Source organism: Pseudoalteromonas sp. SCSIO 43210, assembly GCF_054133285.1.
This window is the reverse complement of record NZ_CP087225.1, coordinates 805233-824843: the sequence shown is the minus strand read 5'-3', so window position 1 is coordinate 824843 and position 19611 is coordinate 805233. Positions and strand designations below refer to the sequence as shown.

11 protein-coding genes, 6 tRNA genes and 1 other RNA gene are annotated in these 19611 nt (G+C 40.9%); 2 read left to right on the top strand and 16 right to left on the bottom strand.

Annotation, left to right across the window (positions count from 1 at the left end):
* The first annotated feature begins 254 nt into the window (after window positions 1-254).
* Window positions 255-2411: a TonB-dependent receptor family protein gene (locus LOS73_RS03675; protein ID WP_457934504.1), complete on the top strand. Its 2157-nt coding sequence runs from the start codon at window positions 255-257 to the stop codon at window positions 2409-2411.
* A gap of 489 nt (window positions 2412-2900) precedes the next feature.
* On the opposite strand, the gene rlmB is transcribed toward LOS73_RS03675, so the two are convergent.
* The 7 genes from rlmB to LOS73_RS03640 all read right to left on the bottom strand — a co-directional run bounded on the left by rlmB (window position 2901) and on the right by LOS73_RS03640 (window position 11772).
* Window positions 2901-3644, bottom strand: a complete 744-nt coding sequence (gene rlmB / locus LOS73_RS03670) for a 23S rRNA (guanosine(2251)-2'-O)-methyltransferase RlmB (protein ID WP_457934503.1) — start codon at window positions 3642-3644, stop codon at window positions 2901-2903.
* A complete protein-coding gene (rnr, locus tag LOS73_RS03665; protein WP_007378378.1) occupies window positions 3641-6136 on the bottom strand; it encodes a ribonuclease R in 2496 nt (831 codons plus the stop codon). The genes rlmB and rnr overlap by 4 nt, the downstream gene beginning before the upstream one ends.
* Window positions 6137-6325: 189 nt before the next feature.
* Entirely contained in the window at window positions 6326-7060 is a 735-nt protein-coding gene (locus LOS73_RS03660) for an enoyl-CoA hydratase/isomerase family protein (RefSeq protein WP_457934502.1), read from the bottom strand.
* Between the two features lie 431 nt (window positions 7061-7491).
* A complete protein-coding gene (locus LOS73_RS03655; RefSeq protein WP_457934501.1) occupies window positions 7492-8658 on the bottom strand; it encodes an FAD-dependent monooxygenase in 1167 nt (388 codons plus the stop codon).
* The gene (ubiH, locus tag LOS73_RS03650) at window positions 8655-9842 is read right to left on the bottom strand and encodes a 2-octaprenyl-6-methoxyphenyl hydroxylase (RefSeq protein WP_007378381.1); all 1188 of its coding nucleotides are present in this window, start codon (window positions 9840-9842) and stop codon (window positions 8655-8657) included. The genes LOS73_RS03655 and ubiH overlap by 4 nt, the downstream gene beginning before the upstream one ends.
* A 15-nt stretch (window positions 9843-9857) precedes the next feature.
* Window positions 9858-11180: a Xaa-Pro aminopeptidase gene (gene pepP, locus LOS73_RS03645; protein ID WP_007378382.1), complete on the bottom strand. Its 1323-nt coding sequence runs from the start codon at window positions 11178-11180 to the stop codon at window positions 9858-9860.
* 28 nt (window positions 11181-11208) lie between these two features.
* Entirely contained in the window at window positions 11209-11772 is a 564-nt protein-coding gene (locus tag LOS73_RS03640) for a UPF0149 family protein (RefSeq protein ID WP_007378383.1), read from the bottom strand.
* Window positions 11773-11965: 193 nt separating this feature from the next.
* Here LOS73_RS03640 and ssrS point away from each other — a divergent pair.
* Window positions 11966-12148: non-coding RNA, 6S RNA (ssrS, locus tag LOS73_RS03635), on the top strand.
* A gap of 137 nt (window positions 12149-12285) precedes the next feature.
* Here the strand turns inward: ssrS and LOS73_RS03630 are convergent.
* From LOS73_RS03630 to LOS73_RS03590, 9 genes are all read right to left on the bottom strand, one after another.
* Window positions 12286-15369, bottom strand: a complete 3084-nt coding sequence (locus LOS73_RS03630; protein ID WP_457934500.1) for an efflux RND transporter permease subunit — start codon at window positions 15367-15369, stop codon at window positions 12286-12288.
* Window positions 15366-16682 (bottom strand): efflux RND transporter periplasmic adaptor subunit, encoded by a 1317-nt coding sequence (locus LOS73_RS03625; RefSeq protein WP_457934499.1) that lies wholly within the window; start codon window positions 16680-16682, stop codon window positions 15366-15368. The genes LOS73_RS03630 and LOS73_RS03625 overlap by 4 nt, the downstream gene beginning before the upstream one ends.
* Complete coding sequence (locus LOS73_RS03620) at window positions 16672-18087, bottom strand: TolC family protein (protein ID WP_457934498.1); 1416 nt, start codon at window positions 18085-18087, stop codon at window positions 16672-16674. Before LOS73_RS03620 ends, LOS73_RS03625 begins: the two co-directional genes overlap by 11 nt.
* Before the next feature lie 685 nt (window positions 18088-18772).
* A tRNA-Thr gene (locus tag LOS73_RS03615) sits at window positions 18773-18848 on the bottom strand.
* Between the two features lie 102 nt (window positions 18849-18950).
* Window positions 18951-19026: transfer RNA gene (locus LOS73_RS03610), tRNA-Phe, on the bottom strand.
* Window positions 19027-19093: 67 nt separating this feature from the next.
* Window positions 19094-19169: transfer RNA gene (locus tag LOS73_RS03605), tRNA-Thr, on the bottom strand.
* 57 nt (window positions 19170-19226) lie between these two features.
* A tRNA-Phe gene (locus tag LOS73_RS03600) sits at window positions 19227-19302 on the bottom strand.
* 55 nt (window positions 19303-19357) lie between these two features.
* Window positions 19358-19433, bottom strand: a tRNA-Thr gene (locus LOS73_RS03595).
* 71 nt (window positions 19434-19504) lie between these two features.
* Window positions 19505-19580: transfer RNA gene (locus LOS73_RS03590), tRNA-Phe, on the bottom strand.
* Between the last annotated feature and the right edge of the window lie 31 nt (window positions 19581-19611).

Here is a 19611-nt window from a genome sequence, read left to right as displayed (position 1 = left end):
AAATGAATTAACGATAATCACATCTAAACTAGTTAATATAAAGCGCTTAAAAGTAAATATACCCAGTTCAAACTTTATAACTAGTTAAGTAATTACAAACTGCTACAAAAGAAATAATTTAGTTAACTAAGTTGCATAAGTAGGTGTTTTTAGTTCTAAAAAACTGAATCATTAAATAGTTAATAACATTGATTCGTATTCGTTAACGTGTTCCAATTACGCCAATTTGGATAATTGACATAATTAGGAACACAATGAACCCTAAATTTTTAGTATCTACCCTAGCAACTGCGGTTGCTTTGTCTTTTAGCGCTACTGCAATAGCAAAAGACACCAGCAATAAAGAACAACGCTTTGAACAAATTACCGTTATTGGCTCTCAGCAGGCAATTAACGATATTCCTGGTTCGGCTACGTTTATTTCTGAAGAAGAGCTTCAAAAATTCCAGTTTACCGATATTTCTCGCGTTTTAGCATCTGTTCCAGGCGTTTACGTGCAAGAAGAAGATGGCTACGGCCTTCGTCCTAATATTGGTATGCGCGGTACAGGTACTGGCCGTAACGATAAAATATCAGTAATGGAAGACGGTGTGTTAGTTGCACCAGCGCCATATTCGGCACCTTCTGCTTACTACTTCCCTACTATGGGTCGTATGGAATCTATTGAAGTATTAAAAGGCGCAGCCTCAGTTAAGTACGGCCCGCGTACTACGGGTGGTGTTTTAAACTTACTTTCTCGCAGCTTACCCACTGAGCCAAATAGCTCAAAAGGTATGGTAGATGCAGCCCTTGGTAGCGACGGTTACTACAAAGGCCACGCTTACTTTGGTAAAGAAAAAAATAACACAGCGGGTTTAATTGAAGTATTTACTTACGGCGCAGATGGCTTTAAAGAGCTGCCAGTAGGCAATGACAACACCGGTTTTGAAAAAACAGATTTACTATTAAAGTTTGGCCACACGTTTGGTCAAAACGATGCGCATAATCTTGAGCTAAAAATTAAGTACTCTGACGAAACATCAGACGAAACATACATGGGCTTAACTGACGAAGATTATAAACAGAGTCCTTACCGTCGTTATGCTGCATCGCAAAACGATGAAATGAATACGCGCCACAACGCATATCAACTTAACTACGCGTACCGTTTTGGTGATGGCTATGAGTTTTTAGCAACCGCTTACTTAAACGATTTTCATCGCAACTGGTACAAAGCCAGCAAAGTAAGCGAAAGCTACCTTGAGCAATACAGCGAATTTGAAGCAAACCCGACAAGCGAAGGCATTGAAGGTATTGGTGTTAAAGCTAATAATCGCGATTACCAAGCTAAGGGTATTCAGTCTGAATTACATATTCCGGCAGGCGATCATTACATCACTGTTGGTGTGCGTTACCACGAAGACGAGATGGATCGTTTTCAGTGGGAAGACAAATACACACTTAATCAAGACCTAAGCTTAACGCTTACAGAGCAAGGCGTTCCGGGCTCTGATAGCAACCGCGTAGATAGTGCCGAAGCAAGCACCTTGTTTATTCAAGACGAGTGGACAATTGATGCATTAGTAGTAAGTGCTGGTCTTCGATATGAAGACATTACTATTACGCGTGAAGAGTGGTCTAAATCAGATCCAACGCGCAGTAACGGTTTAACTAAAGATGTGTCGAACGATACCGAAATTTTAGTTCCGTCGTTAGGTGCTACTTACACGCTTAACGAAAACGTAACGTTACTTGCGGGCATTCAAAAAGGTTATGCGCCAGCAGCACCTGGTAATGCAGACCAAGAAGAAGAAGAAAGCGTAAACATTGAGTTTGGCTCTCGCTTCAATATGGATAGCTTTAGTGGTGAAATAATTGCCTTTTATTCTGACTACGACAACATGCACGGTAACTGTACTGCAGCGGTTGGTTGTAGCGACGACAACATTGGCGACCAATACAACTACGGTGAAGTAGAAGTAGCAGGCTTTGAATTTAGTGCAGCACGTACGTTTGCAACTGATACAGCTATGTTCCCAGTTAAATTAACATACACCTACACAGACTCTGGGTTTAAAAACGATTTTGATTCAGAAATTTGGGGCGCGGTAGAAAAAGGCGATGCAATGCCTTACGTACCAGAAAACCAAGTAGCGTTATCGTTAGGTGCAGAGTTTTCTGCGTTTGTAGTTAACAGCCAAATACGTTACGTATCTGATGCGCATGCTAACTTAACTGAGTCGGGCTTAAACGCAATTGATAGCCGCGTAGTATGGGATTTAGCCGCTAAATACTTAATCGATGAAAATCAAAAAGTATACCTAAGCGTTGATAACTTGTTTGATAAAACATACGTTGCTAACCGTTCAAACGGTGGCATTCAGCCAGGTAAGCCGCGTACTGTACAGATGGGCTACACTTACTCATTCTAAATTAAAAGCTGGTTAAACGGTTCACTAACAGCGTTAATAATTTTTTATGTAAAAGCACTACACATCTAAACTATTACCTTGTTATTAAACCGTTTACCTGCGCTTTGTATAGGAGAAATAGTTCACTAGCTACGTTAAAAGTAACTCATATAAGAACACTATATTTTGTTATTTTTGCCTTATACCAATCTGCTTATATATGAGGTCTATTTAACGTTAAGAAAATTACACTAGAACTAGGCAATAATTTTTGTATCTAGTTGTTCTAAATAAAAAATTTTTAACGACGTTATAGTGCAATTTAATTCGTTAAATTGATCAAAGATTTATGCAGCTTGGTATTACTATAGAGCTATTTTCCTATCGCTATAATAGAGCATCAATTGGTGTAAAGTTAAAGCGTAAATTACAGACACAAAAAAGCCGAGATTGAATTTCAATCTCGGCTTTTTTAATACTTAATTTTAATTAGGTATTATTTATTAGGTATTAGTTATTTGCGTTACGTTGGCGTAAAACTTCAAACAAACAAATACCCGTGGCTACCGATACGTTTAAGCTTGAAACTGTACCTGCCATTGGAATTTTAACAAGCATATCGCAATGCTCACGCGTTAAGCGTCGCATGCCCTCGCCCTCTGCACCCATAACAATAGCCATTGGGCCTGTTAAGCTTGCATCAAATACGTGGTTATCAGTTTCGCCAGCAGTGCCTACAACCCATACGCCTGCATCTTTAATTTCGCGAAGCGTACGCGCGAGGTTAGTCACTTGAATAAGCGGTACTGTTTCGGCTGCGCCACAAGCTACTTTACGCGCTGTGCCGTTAAGCTTTGCAGAGCGATCTTTAGGTACAATGATAGCGTGAACACCAGCAGCGTCTGCACTACGCAGGCATGCGCCTAAGTTATGCGGATCGGTAATACCATCAAGCACCAGTAAAAACGGTGTGTCTTCACGAGCGATTATCTCATCAAGATCTTTTTCATTAAACGTTGGCGCTGCTTTTACGTTAGCAATAATACCTTGATGCTGCTCACCTTTTGATTTGCTATCAAGGGCTTTGCGCTGCATAAACTGTACTGAAATACCAAATTTACGTGCTTCATCAATAATCGGAGTTGAGCGTTTGTCGTCACGACCTTTAAGGGCATAAATTTCTACAAAGCGCTCTGGTTCGCTTTCTAAAATTGCTTCAACAGAATGAAAGCCAAAAATTAATTCATTACTCACGTATTGTCTGCTCCTGGGCTAGTACGTTTACGGGCATTTTTGCCTGCTCTTTTAGGCTTTTTAACGGCCTTTTTCTTCGGTTTTTTCTTTACGGCAGTGTCTGCTGCTTTTTTATCTGCAGGTTTTGTTGCAGACTTATTTGCAGGCTTGCCTTTATCTTTATTTGCTGGCTTTTTTTTACCTTTTGGTTTGTCATCGCTGTGCGACTTTTTACCTGGTACTTTGCCTGCTTTTAATTGCGAACGCACACTTGCTGGCGCATGCTCAGATTTTCCTGAGCCTTTTTTAGGTGCACGACGACGTGAGTATCTGTCTTGTGCAACATCGCCTTTAAGCGTTAAGTTTATACGGCGATCGTCTAAACTAACCGATGCAACTTTAACTGTTACTTTATCGCCAAGGCGATAAACAGTATGCGAGTGCTCACCTATTAGGGTGTGTTTTGCAGCATCATGTGCAAAAAACTCATCGCCTAAATTAGTAACGTGAATAAGCCCATCAATTTGTAAATCATCTAAACGAATAAACAAACCAAAGTTAGTGACCGATGAAATAACACCGTTAAACTCGTCACCTACGTGATCTTGCATAAACTCACATTTAAGCCAATCCGCTACTTCGCGAGTTGCATCATCGGCGCGGCGCTCTGTTGTAGAACACTGCTCACCTAGTTGATCAACTTCGTCGTCGGTATAAGCGTATTCGCCAGACGTTTGCTGACCTTGTGCTTTTATTACTGCTTTAATAGCACGATGTACTACTAAATCTGGGTAACGACGTATTGGCGATGTAAAGTGCGCATAAGCCGATAACGCTAAACCAAAGTGACCAATGTTATCTGGCTGATATACAGCTTGTTTCATTGAGCGCAGTAGCATAGTTTGAATAAGTTCAGCTTCTGGGCGGTCACCTAGTCGCGCTAATACTTGCGTTATTTCTTTTGGTGTTGGTTCGTCGCTTAATGTACTTTCAATACCTAACTCGCCTAAAAACTTAGTAAAGTTACCTAGCTTTTCTTGGTCTGGTTCGTCATGCACACGATAAAGCGCACTCGCTTCGTGCTTTTCAAGAATTTTAGCCGCCGATACGTTGGCTAAAATCATACATTCTTCAATGAGTTTGTGCGCGTCGTTACGAATAACAGGCACTATTGATTCTATTTTACGTTGAGCGTTAAATACAAAACGTGTTTCTAGGGTTTCAAACTCAATGGCACCACGGTCTTGGCGTGCTGCTTTAAGTGCCATGTACATTTGCTGTAAATCAGTTAAATGTGGCACAACGGCTGAGTATTCTTCGCGTAGTTTTTCGTCGTTTTGTAAAATGGCATTTACTTTGGTGTAAGTTAAACGTGCATGCGAGTTCATCACGGCTTCGTAAAACTTATAACCCGAAAGTTTACCCGCGCTCGATACGGTCATTTCGGCAACCATACATAAGCGATCTACTTTTGGATTAAGCGAACATAATCCGTTAGAAAGCACTTTTGGTAGCATCGGAATTACTTGCTCAGGAAAATACACTGAGTTACCACGCAAAATTGCTTCTTTGTTAAGCGGCGTGTTCATTCCTACGTAATGCGATACATCGGCAATGGCAACCCATAAGCGCCAGCCACCTGATTTTTTAGGTTCACAATATACGGCGTCATCAAAGTCGCGTGCATCTTCGCCATCAATAGTTACAAGTGGTAAATCACGTAAATCTACGCGACCTTGTTTGTCAGCTTCTTCAACAAATTCACCTAGATGAGCAACTTGTGCTTCAACTTCTTCTGGCCATACATGTGGAATATCGTGATTGCGCAGTGCAACTTCAATTTCCATACCTGGGGCTAAATGCTCACCAAGTACATCTATAACTTTACCTACCGCGTTCATGTTACGGCTTGGATTTTGCGTAATTTTAACCTGCACCATTTGGTTATGGCGGGCACCGTTTTCGTTGCCTGGTAAAATCATTATATCTTGCGTTATGCGCGGGTCTTCCGCGACTACAACAGCAACACCGTGCTCAACAAAGTAACGGCCAACAATTGGCGCGCGCTCGTTAGTAAGCACTTTTATAATACGTGCATCGCATTTTGAGCCAGAACCACGTTTAGTGCCTTTAGCTAGTACAATGTCGCCATGTAACACCATATTCATTTGGTGCTTAGCAATAAACCAATCTTTACTCTCGCCTTCAACTTCTAAAAAGCCGAAACCGTCTCTGTGGCCTATTACTTTGCCTTTGGTTAAACCGGCTTCGTCAATTAGGGCGTAGCATTTAAATTTATTGAAATACAGCTGTCCGTCACGCTCCATAGCGCGAAGGCGGCGTTTAAATGCTATTTGGCGTTCGTCATCGTTTACTGCTAGTTCTTCACATAATTGCGCGTAGTTAGCAGGCTTTGAACGCTCTTGAAGGTGAGTAAGTATAAACTCACGACTAGGGACTGGGTTTTCGTACTTTTCTTGTTCTCGACTGAGATTTGGATCTTGGTTTGACATTCACTATCTTGTTAGTTGGTTATGTAGGTATTTTAACCCATATAGTTATAATGAGACAGGTAAAAGCTATTAAACTTTTAAGAAAGCACTTTTACCTTGGTGTATAGTTTAAAAATCTAGCGCAATGGGGCTTAACGATCCCTTAACTGCAAAGTGTTTAGTCATCTCGTAGCAATGCTAAAATCTATACTATTTTTTTTGTAGGTTTTTCCACAGCAGTTTACTTATATTATCAATAAAGCTTGGGTCTTCTTCTTTCATCGTAAGTAAAATCTGCTTATTCATTTGTGTTTTATTTTGAGCGTAAATCCAACGGTTTTTATTAAACTGCTGGGCAAACTCAAGTGCACCCGCTTGTAGTTCGTCATTATTTGCAAACACAGCTTCAACTACTTTGTTCTCTAGCAGCTGCTCTGCACCAACCCGCTCTCCTGACATAGCTAGACGATTAAAGAATGTTTGCGAAATTGCTTTATTAATTATAGGAAACATCGACGGAACAAACGGCACCATTACATCCACTTCAGGAAAACAAAAAAAGCCTTTGTCTGATTTCATAAATCTAAAGTCGCACGCACACGCAAGTACAGCACCATTACCATAGGTATGCCCGTTTAACGCAGCAATAATAGGCATAGGAAAAGTAACGATGCGTTTAAATAAATCGCCTATTTGCACCATAAAGTCAGAAATTGCTGCAGGTAAAATACTTGGATTAGACATCCATTGAAGGTCGATACCCAATGACCAATTTTTATCACTCGAAGACGTTAAAATAACTGACTTAATATTTTGATCTGCTTCAATGTGGTCTAGGTGTAAATTAAACTCAGCCAAAAACACTGGATTATGACGGTTTTCAGCGGTATTCATGGTGAGTATAGCGGTGTTATTTTTAGTTGTTAGTTCTATTAAATTTGCCATTAAATCCTCTTTTTTGCTTTTTAAGTTAACTTTAAGCGCAGTTCATTATTTTTATAGTTATCAATAATACCAACTCGATTAATTAAGTGGTCTATTTTGGGGCAAGAAAACCTTGTCGATTATAAGGCAAATTAGTTGTTCTATATCAGAAAATTTTAACACAGTTAGTGTCAGATTTAATCCCTCAAATTGATTAAGTATTATTGCGGATTGGTATAAGGCATGTTTATTTTTTGAGGTTAAATTTTCAGCGGTATGTTTAACTTGGCGCTTATAAAATTCGAGGTTTGGTAATTAATCGTCTTGAATTCAAGTGTTTAGTTTGGATGAATTTCAAAAAATAAGAAGCACTTAATTTAACTCAATATAAACATTAAAAAAGGCGCTCTTAAATTAAGCATCGTTCTTTACAAAACTTATTGTCGATGTTTTTACTTTCCTATCGCTTCTTTGGCGAACAAGTGTTTTATTGGCCCTAGGTTATCAACTAGCGACAACCCTACTCCGCGAATAAGCTTTTTAAACGGATTAGCCCCTTCAAATAACTCTTTTAGCCCTTGCATCATGGCTATGTGTTTTTGTGCGTCGAGCTTACGGGTACGTTCGTAATCGCGAAGTGTGCGCGTGCTTGCAAACTCCTTGCTATCACTTGTTAAAAGCTCAATTAAATAAGCCGCATCTTTTAGGCCTAGGTTCATACCAAGCCCTGCAAGTGGATGGATTGTATGTGCAGCATCGCCAATGAGTACCACTTTGCCTGAAACCCATTGCTGGGCGTAGCGCATTTTAAGTGGGAAAGCCACGCGCTTACTTTGCACTTCACACAAACCGCATTGACCATCTATTGCAGCCATAACGGCTTTATTAAAGCTGCTGTCGTCCATTGCAAGCAGCTCATCGCAGTGGTTTGGGCTTGTAGACCATACTATTGAATGCGTATTTGCATCGCTCAGAGGCAAAAATGCCAGTGGCCCGGTTGGTAAAAACACTTGGCGTGCGGTATTTGCGTGCGGCTCTTTAGTTTTAACAGTCGCAACTAGCGCATGATGGCCGTAATCTTTAAAGCTCAGCGCCATATTAAATTGTTTACGTATAGCTGAATTTGCACCATCAGCCGCCACCAGCAGTTTTGCAATAATTGGCTCGCCGCTTTTAAGCGTTATAAATACATCAGATTCGCTTTGATGTATTTGCTGATACTGCGTATCAAACATTATCGTGGCACTTGGTTGTTGCTCTAGCTCTTTTATAAGCGCGTAGCGGATAATGTCGTTTTCAACAATATGGCCTAAATGTTCAAGCTCAAGTTGTTCGTTATCAAACGCTATTTTGCCAAAACTGTCGGCATCACGTACATCCATATGCGTATAAGCGCACGCTCGCTGTGCGATAATTTCGGGCCATACGTTTAATTGCTCAAGCAAGGTTTGACTTGCAATGCTTAGCGCACTTACGCGCAAACCATATTCGTCAGTTGGCAACGCTTGTGTTGGTGCGCCGTCGAGTACAACGACGCTTATATCGGCTTTTGCCAATCCAAGTGCCAGTGTCAACCCTACGCAGCCACCACCTACAATACAAACCTGTGCTTGCTTCATAAACGCCTACCTTGTTTAACTTGCCCCATTAACTGTTTGGCTAATGGCGCTTTTAATGCGGGAAATAAATCCATCGAAAACAACCCAATACTGCGCCCCAATGCGAGCACTCGCGATGAGTTTGAAAAAAGCCTAACAAGTGCATCGGTTAAACTCATTACGATTTTTATATCATCACAGCGCTTTTTTGAATATTCACGTGTAAACGCATAGCTGCCTAAATCGTGTTGGCTGTTTGTTATTAAATTACTAAGTACTTGCACGTCGCGAAGGCCTAAATTAAAACCTTGCCCTGCAATAGGATGAATAGCATGTGCAGCATTACCAATAACCACTGTACGGTGCGCAATTAAAGACTCAACTTGCCCGTAAACGAGCGGGTAACTCGTGCGCATGCCTACTTTAGTAAATTGCCCACCGCGATAACCAAACGCGCTTTGCAGTGCACTTATAAAGTCTTGTTCATTAAGTGCCATGTGCTGTTCAACCTGCTCTTGACGCATACACCATACTAACGAATAACGGTTATTGCTCATGGGTAATAACGCCATAGGCCCGTTTTGTGTAAAGCGCTCAAAGGCATGATTATTATGCCCACCAGCCACTTCTACATTAGCAATAATAGCGCCTTGTTCATAAGGCTGGGTATTAAAACCAAGCCCAAGTAAACTACGTGTTGGTGATTGTGCGCCATCAGCAATAACCAATAGCGCTGCGTTTAATTGCTCGCCGCTTTGTAGGGTGAGTGTATTGCTATGCAGAGTTTGCTCAATGGCAGTTACGCTATCGGGGCACAAAAGCGTAATATTTGACTGCGTTAAACGCAGGTGAAGCGCTCGGCCAAATGGATTTACTTCTACTACGTAACCAAGTGAGGGCTTAGCAAATTCGTCGCAATTAATGTGCGCTTTGCCAAAGTGGCCTCTATCAGACACGCTCACTTTTTTGATTGCTGCGGTGTAAGGGGCATTTTGCTCAAATAAATTGAGGCTTTGTAAATACTCTACCGATTGCTGAGCAAGTGCAATGCTTCTGTCGTCAAAGCTTGGGTGGTAGTCGCCGGTTACTTGATTAGCTTCTACAACGGCAATATTTAACGCGGGATTAGTTTTAGCCACACTTAATGCGCAGCTTGCTCCTGCTAAACCACCGCCAATAATAACTACATCAAACTGCTTAGCCACTTTACTCTCCGAGCTTTATACGTTTTTAGCACTTTGCATAAGTGCTTCTATATCGCTAATTTTTTTAGGTACGCTTAGGGTCAAGTTTTCATGGCCGGTTTCGGTAACTAGCAAGTTATCTTCGATACGAATACCAATGCCTTTGTATTTTTGCGGTGCGCTTGAGTCTTCGCTTATATAAAGCCCAGGCTCTATGGTGAGTACCATACCGGGCTCAAATGCACGCTCAACGTTATTTACTTTGTAATCGCCAACATCATGTACATCTAAACCAAGCCAATGTCCAAGCCCGTGCATGTAATATTCTTTACATGCCCCTTTTGCCATTAGCTCATCAAAGTCGCCGGTTAAAATACCTAAATCAAGTAAACCTTGGGTCATTACTTCCATTGCACGTTTATTAGCGTGCGACATAAACCCGCCGGGTTTTACTTCATCAAAAGCAACTTCTTGCGCTTTAAGAACAATATTATAAAGCGCGGCTTGCTCTTCGCTAAATTGTCCATTTACTGGAAAAGTACGGGTGATATCGGCGGCGTAACCTTGTAGCTCGCAACCGGAGTCTATAAGTACCAGGTCGCCATTTTTTAATACGTCGCTATTTTGCGTGTAATGTAAAATATTGGCGTTGTCGCCACTACCAACAATTGTGCCGTACGCCGGGTGCGGCGCACCATTCATGGCATAATGATGATGCAGCTCTGCCTCTAGCTGAAATTCAGTAGCTCCGGGGTGTGAAAAACGCATAGCGCGCATGTGCCCTCGCGCACTAATTTCACAGCCTTCTCGCATAACATCTATCTCGCTTGGCGATTTAAACAAACGCATTTCATGAATAAGGCCGCGTATTTCTTTTAAAGTACTCGGTGCTTTAAGGCCTTTTCGTGAGCCACTTCGAAGTGTACCTAGTAACGAAAACACTTTAGTATCAAATGAAGGATAAGCACCTTGTGCAAAATAAATCGCATCTTTTTCATTTAGTATATCGAGTAGCTTATCGTTTAATTCACTTAGCGGGTAAGCTTCATCAAACAAGTAGTCACTTTTAGCTTTATCAAAGCCAACCCTGCGGCCATGCCAAATTTCGGCAAGCTTGTCTTTATCTAAGCAAAATAAAGTACTCGGTGCATCGCTGTTGTTACATAGTACAAGTACAGCGTCGGGTTCGTTAAAGCCTGTTAAATAGAAAAAGTCGCTATCTTGTCTAAATGCATATTCGGTATCGCGGCTGCGCGTAACTTCGCTCGCAGCAGGGATAATAGCAACGCTATTTTTATCCATTTGCGCAAGTAAACGCTCGCGGCGTGCTTTAAATTCTGACTTTTGTACTTCAACCATTATTAACCAACCCGTTTAACTTTTTAAACTAATGAAGTGTTTTTTTAGTACTTTGCGTGTTTTGCTCTTTACCAAGCTCTGCAAAACAAAGTAGTGCTGATACGCGCACATATTCAATCACTTCGTGCAGCGCTTGGCTGTCTTCTTCGGTTTCTTCAAAAGTGGTATCTAAGCGAGTGATTTCGCTAAAGTCAGTAATAACTTCTTTAACATCGCTCGATAGTTTACCGTAATCCTTTTGCTTTAAGCCAAAACCAAGCATAAAGCCTGCTACCCATGATACGAGACCATTAGCCTGATCGATGAGTGTTTCATCGTCGCTTGGTAAAAATAAATCAAACTGAAATTCATCATCATTAAAGCTCGCAACTACTTGCTTATAAATAGTGCCAAAAAACTGCTTTAAATCGTTACTAAACGATTCACCATCGTTAAACACATCGCTTAAAAGGCCTAAGTATTCTTTGTCGTCAATGGTTAAACCACACGCAAGTAAACCACTAATTACACCATGCGCTTCAGCAGGTGATACAAATATTTCGTTTTTTTCTAAAAGCAGTTGAGCTTTTTCGTAATCGGGTAAATCGTTCATAATCGAATCTTCGCTTTGCAAGTTAAGGCAATGCTACCACTCGATAAAAAGCAACTCCAATTAATTGTATGATCAAGCTCAAAAACCATGCGATAAAGTAAATGGCGAGTTAAAGGTGCGGGAAAACTAAGCGAACGGTTTAATTTTTTACGTTTGGGGTTTAAGGATTGGATTATGTCTTATATACTTAAATTGTTCCCTGGGGTACCGGAGCTTGGTTAAGTCCCTGAGCCGATAAATTTTATACCAGGATTTCTGTTCGTCTACTATTGTGCAAGCTCGGCATGTACCGAGAAGCCTACGGTAAACCGCAGATTTCCGCCCTGAAACCTTCTGGTTTCAGGACTGAAACCGGGTACCGTATCTTGGGGAACACCTTCTTGTTTTTATACTCCCTCTTATTACTTATTCATTTTTTTGCTATACCTTCGTACATTATTTTTATAATTTTTGGCAAAAAAAAGCTGCAAGCAATTTCTTACTTACAGCTAAATTTTAAATGCTTACGCTTATTTACTTAAACCAACCTTGAAAGCGCTCCATCATCATGTAGTTTATTGGCACTAACAATAAAGTAATAAAGGTCGCAAAAATAATCCCAAACCCTAGACTTACCGCCATAGGTATTAAAAACTGCGCCTGAGTCGCTTTTTCAAATAATAACGGCATTAAGCCAATAAAGGTCGTTAAACTAGTTAGCATTACAGGGCGAAAACGCGATGCACCTGCAATTTTAACCGCATCTAGTAATTTGCCGCCTTCACTGCGCTTTTTATTGATAAAATCAACTAGTACAAGGGAGTCATTTACTACCACCCCAGTTAAAGCGAGCATACCAAGCAAGCTCATAATGGTTAAATCCATGCCCATAATCCAATGCCCGACTACAGCACCTATCATGCCAAATGGAATTACACTCATTACTATAATTGGCTGTAAGTAAGATTTAAGCGGTATTGCTAATAGCGCATAAATTATGAAAAATACAAACACAAGCGCCCAAGCCAATGACCCAAACGACTCTCGCTGCTCTTTAGCCTCACCTTCTAGTTTATAATCTACTCCAGGATATTGTTGCATTAACTCATCTAAATACTCCGTTAGGTCAGCCTGAAGTATGATCATGTTGGTGTTATTTTTTTCGATATCCGCTGTTACATTTAAAGTACGGTAGCGGTCTATTCGGTTAATAGTTGACGGGCTCTGCCCTGCGGTAAGAGTTGCAACATGCGATAACGGCACCGAGCCACCAGCTGGTGTATTTATAAGTATATTTTGTAAATCGGCTACAGAGCGACGCTCTTCAATAGGCAAGCGTACCATTACACGAACATCATCACGTCCGCGCTGAATACGCTGTACTTGCGAGCCAAAGAACGAGTTACGCACTTGCCCTGCAACATTAACTCTATTTAAACCCAGCGCTAAGCCTTGCTGCGTAAGCTCTATTTGTAACTCTTCTTTACCATCAGACATGCTATCGGCAATATCAAATACCGTTGGGTAGGTCGATAAACGGGTTTTAATGTGATCTGCCACGTCTTGTAAAATAGTCAATGAAGTCCCGCTAAGCTGAACATCAATTGGGTCAGAACTTCGGCCAATTTCGGCTCTAAACGTTAAGCTTTCAGCACCTGGAATGACACCAATTAAATCGCGCCATTCGCTGGCAAGCTCTCTTGATCCTATGTCTGATTCACGCTTTTCAGCCGGTGTTATTTCAAAGCGTACAGAGCCTGAATTAGATACACCACCGCGCCCACCTGTTGTGGCTAATATATTTAAAATAACGCTTTCACCTGTATCTGGGTCGCGGTATTTTTCTTGTAATTGCTGCGCCTTTTGCGACATATCAATTACGTATTTATTAGTGACTTCAAAAGGCGTACCTGTTGGTAGTGTTAAGTTAACGCGGACTGTTTCGCTTGGTATACGCGGGAAAAATACAAACTTAGTCCAACCGCTAGTGATCATGGTTAAAATTATTATAAACACACCAACAAACAAACTTACCGAAGCCAATTTATGGCGCAGTGCTAAATTCAAAGTTGGTTGGTAATATTTTAAAATCGCGTTTTCAAATCCATCTGCAAAACGCTGTTGAATAACATCAAACTTTGAAGGTTCGCCTTTTTCGTGGCGTAGTTTTATATATTTTAAATGTGCGGGTAGTACAAATTTAGATTCAATCAATGAAAACAATAATACTGGAATAACCACTACCGGTATTTGTGCAAACAAGGCACCGCGTGCCCCTTCAATAAAGGCCAAAGGTAAAAAGGCAGCAACGGTAGTTAATACACCAAATGTTACTGGTGTTGCGACTTCTTGAGTACCTAAAATTGCAGCTTGCTCGCCCGACTTAGCTGTTTTTAAATGGGTATAGACATTTTCGCCAGTAACTATGGCGTCATCAACAACAATTCCCAGTACTAATATAAAGCCAAATAAACTCATGATATTAAGGGTTACGCCAAATATAGGCATCGCTATAAACGCCCCCATAAACGATACCGGAATACCAATAAATACCCAAAATGCAATTGCAGGTCGTAAAAACAAAGTAAGTAAAGCAAGTACTAAAATACCGCCTTGTAGGGCATTGGTCGTTAGTGTGGCAATTCGACTTTTAACCAGCTCCGAATCATCATCCCAGTAACTTAGTTCAAATCCTTGTGGAAGGGAGCTTTGTTGCTCTTTTATGTAATTTTTAACTTCGTCAGCAACAGTAATCGCACTTTGCGGACCAATTCGATATACGTCGATAAATGCAGCCTGCTTACCATTAAAGCGAGTACGTACTGGGGTTTCTTCAAAATCGTCTTTAATTATTGCAATATCGCCTAAACGAATAATCGTGCCGTCAGCTTGGTTTTTAACAACAATATTGGCAAATTCATCTTTACGATATGCTTGCCCTTTAGAGCTTATAAGTACGTCCCCACCTTCAGTTTTTAAGTTACCAGCAGAAATATCAGAGCTTGAATTAGCAATGGCACTCGATATTTGTGCCAAACTTAAATCGTACTGGCGAAGAACGTCTTGGCTTACTTCAATGGCTATTTCGTAATCACGAACACCACTTAGCTCTACCTGCGTCACATTTGGTAAGCGTAGAATTTGATCGCGTACTGTTTCTGCATATTCACGGGTTTCTTTTTCGCCGTAATCACTCGATACAGTAACCGCGATAACTTCGCGAATTCGCTCCGCAAGCGCGACTATTGGCTTTTCAGCATCGGCTGGAAAGGTGTTAATTGCATCTACACGACTTTTAATATCGGCTAAAAGCTCACGCGGGTCGTAGCCCGTTTCAACTTCTATTGTTACAGAGCCAGAGCCTTCAGAAGAGCGGCTAAATATTTGCTTAATACCTTCTAAATCTTGTACGGCTTCTTCTATACGAATTGTTACGCCTTGCTCTACATCCTCTGGTGTTGAGCCACGCAAACTTACGTTCACGCTTATCATGTCGGTTTCGAATGAAGGGAATACTTCAAGCGGTATTTTAGTCGATAAACTAAAAAGCCCCGACAGCAGCAACGTTACTAGCAATAAGTTAGCTGCAACATGGTTTTTGGCAAACCAAGCTATCATGGCTTATCTCCTTGCTTTGCTGGACGGCGTTTTTTTAACTCTTCAACACTAATACCAAGCTCTTTTGCTTTTTGTTCAAGCTGCTCAGCTGTAGGGCGCTTTCCTTTACCTTGCCCATTCGCTCCACGGCTTTTAGGTTGATCTGCACTTTGTTCACCTAAAATACTTACTTGAGTTCCTGAACTTACTTGACCAAGCGGCGTAATAACAAGCTTATCATTTGCGTTTAAACCGGTTTTTATCATCGCCTGAGTCGCATTTTGCCAAGCTAGTGTGATGTCTTTGCGCTTAAGTACGCCACCTTCAACAATGTAAACGTACGTTCCTTGATAAATTGTACTGTTAGGAATTATAAGTGCGTTAGATACTGTTCTGCCGGTAATTTGCGCTTTTATATACTGCCCAATTTTTATTGGGTACTGGTTATTTGCTGTTGCTTTATACGGGTCATTAATTTTAGCAACTACATAAAGCTGCTGTGCGCCTTCATCTATAGCACCTTCTGTGCGTGCTAATTGACCTTGCCACGTTTGCTCACCTACTAAGTCAGAAGTAAATTTAACAATTGAACCCGCTTGGTTTTTAGCACCATCGCGATACTGCTCTGGTAAATTTACAAATGGGAGATCTTTATTTTTAATTGGTAGGCGAATCTCAACGCTATCGATTGCGTAAATGGTGGCTAGCTGTGTGTTGTTAGTAACAACTTGCCCTAAATCAACACTACGGCTGAGTATACGCCCCGCATATGGCGCCGTTACTTTAGTGCGCTCTAAATCAAGCATCGCTTTTTCAAGTGCTGCCTGCGCCGATAAAACCTCCGCTTCAGCGGCTGCTAGTTGTGGCTCACGTAGTACTAAGCTGCTTGCCTGATTTGAGCCGCCAAGGCGCTTCCAATCGGTAATAGCTTGTTGCCCACGCGCCTTCTCTTCTAGCAAACCTTGCTCTGCGGTTAATAAATTGGCTTGAGCAGATTTAACTTCAACCTGATGATCTCTGTCGTCTAGTTTTAAAAGTACATCGCCTTTTTCAAAAAAACCGCCTTCTCTAAAGTCATCACTTACTTCAATTATTTGCCCAGATGCCTGAGCCACTAACAAACTTTGTGTACGTGGTTTTACCGTACCGTAGCTGTCTATCATCACTTGATAATTTTGTGGTTTTAGCTCAAGCGCAGCCACACTTATTGATGCCTTAGGAGGTGTCCCAAAGCGTTTAGCCTCAGGCGTGTTATTTTTAATAAACATAACAATTAAAATAGTGGCAACTATAACCACCGCTGGAATAATAATTTTTGCTGTTTTAGTTTTCATCGTTATTGCTCTTTAGTTCACTTGAGGGCTTTGCAAAATCACCACCAAGGGCAATGTGTAAGTTAATTCTATTGGCTATTAATTGGTTTTTAATATCGATTAAGGAGCTTTGCGCGTCAAAAGAACGGTCTTGGGCATCAAGCACAGTTGTATAAGTCACCAAGCCACTTTGATACTGCTCAAACGACAATTGCTCTGCAGCTAGTGCGTTTTCTTGTGCCTCTAATGTGCTTGTATATTGAGCTTTGAGGGACTGCTGCTGCGAAATTGCATTTTCAACATCGCCAAACGCGTCATAAAGCGTTTGTAAATAAAGCTGCTCTTGCTTTTGAGTATTAAGTCGCGCTATTTCTTCGTTGGCTTTTAAGCGCCCTCCTTCAAAAAGTGGCGCTGAAATACTACCTAATAAAGACCATGCAAGGCTTGATGGAGAAAAAAAGTCGCTTACTCGGTCTGTACTATCACTTAATGAAGCTGTTAAATCTAAACTTGGAAAGCGTTGTTTATGCGCATATGCCAATGATGCATCGGCTGCTAAAAGCTCATACCAACTTGCACGTAGAGTAGGTTTTCGCGTTATAAGCTCAGAAGGTAATCCTAGAGGAATATCGGTATTAATAACAGGTAAGTCACTACTAGCAGTAATAGCGCCTTTTGGGTATTCACCAAGTAAACGCTCAAGTACACGTGCTGATGCCGATAAACTCGCTGTTTGAGTGGCAATGCGAGAGCGTTCATTATTAAGCTCATTACGCGCTAAATACACATCGAGCGCTTCGTTTATACCTTGGCGATAGCCAGACTCAATAATATCTAGATTTTGTTGTGCATTGGCTTCACGACGCTTAAATAAATCCAGTAATTGCTGCGCCGTAACCACATCGAACCAGCCTGTTACTACATCAGCAACGAGTTGCTGTTTAGCTTGCTCAAATCGTGCCAGTTGCGCTAAATAGTTAAGATTAGCTTCGCGCTTAGCGTCAGAGAGCTTACCCCATAAATCAACCTCGTAAGTTAAATTTAAACTTACGGAGCTTGCGTTGTCGTAACTTACAGGGCGGTTGTCTTTACTACGGCTTGTACGTGTTGATAAGTCGAGGCTTGGCCAAAGTGCAGCGCCCGAGACTATAAGTTGCTGCTTTTGAATTTCAACATCATAACTCGTTTGCAAAAGCTGTTGGTTGTTTTTAAGTGCTTGTTGTACAAATTTGTTAAGCGTAGGGTTTTGTAATTGCGTAAGCCATTGCTCTTGTACTTTTAATACTGAGCTTGATGCTTCTTGCTGCCATTGCTGAGGCATATTATTAGGCGCTTGCATGCGCTGCGACGAGTTTAAATCACTCGCACAGCCGCTAAGCAGCATCACACTAATTGCCAATAGGGTTGGCTTGCATTGCCAAATCATAATTAAACCTAAATTACTGCTATTTATGAGGTTAATTCAAGCACTTTGGCAAATTTTGCTCAACCTACTTTACATAACATTACATAGCTAGCGATGAACTAACATATTTGCAAGTTATACGGTAAAAATGAGTAAATGATCAGCAGTTTTTAATAATAAAAAATTAATTTTTTGTAATGTGTTTAAGAGATTAACTATACAAAAACAAAAAAGCCCCACAATAAGCGGGGCTTTAAATAAATGTGCCGACTAACAAAGTCGAGCAGGTAACTTATACAGACTACTGATTACAAGTCAGTTGCTTTGCTCTTAATTATGGGTATTTTAAATTCTCAAGTTGAAAACAAAAAAGCCTCGCTATAAGCGAGGCTTTTAAATAAATGGTGCCGACTAACAAAGTCGAGCGGGTAACTTGAACAGACTACTGATTACAAGTCAGTTGCCTTGCTCTTAACTATGGGTATTTTTAATTCTCAAGTTGAAAACAAAAAAGCCTCGCTGTAAGCGAGGCTTTTAAATAAATGGTGCCGACTAACAAAGTCGAGCGGGTAACTTATACAGACTACTGATTACAAGTTAGTTGTTTTAAGTTACCTAAAATAAATGGTGCCGACTAACCGAGTCGACGGGTAACTTGAACAGACTACTGATTACAAGTTAGTTGCTTTAAATTACCTAAAATAAATGGTGCCGACTAACCGAGTCGAACGGTTGACCTACTGATTACAAGTCAGTTGCTCTACCAGCTGAGCTAAGTCGGCACACAAAACTGTGTGCTAAGGCACGTTCAATTTTAAAGATTGAGAACTTTTATAAAGCACTTAAAATAAAAAAACCTTGCATAAGCAAGGCTTTTCAATAAATGGTGCCTCGACGCGGAATCGAACCACGGACACGAGGATTTTCAATCCTCTGCTCTACCGACTGAGCTATCGAGGCACATAAACTGTGCTAGTTAACTAAATTTTCTAAGTTAACTTTTTACTAAACTAGTTTAGTAAATAAATGGTGCCGACTAACCGAGTCGAACGGTTGACCTACTGATTACAAGTCAGTTGCTCTACCAGCTGAGCTAAGTCGGCACACAAAACTGTGTGCTAAGGCACGTTCAATTTTAAAGATTGAGAACTTAAAGTAAATGGTGCCTCGACGCGGAATCGAACCACGGACACGAGGATTTTCAATCCTCTGCTCTACCGACTGAGCTATCGAGGCACATAAACTGTGCTAACTAAAAGTAAAATAATTATTTAACTTTTAGCTTTATAAATGGTGCCGACTAACCGAGTCGAACGGTTGACCTACTGATTACAAGTCAGTTGCTCTACCAGCTGAGCTAAGTCGGCACACAAAACTGTGTGCTAAGGCACGCGTAATAATGTTTAAACTGTTGATTAAACACCACTACTGTAATAAATGGTGCCTCGACCCGGAATCGAACCAGGGACACGAGGATTTTCAATCCTCTGCTCTACCAACTGAGCTATCGAGGCACTTAAACAGTGCTAATTAAAAATCTTAAAT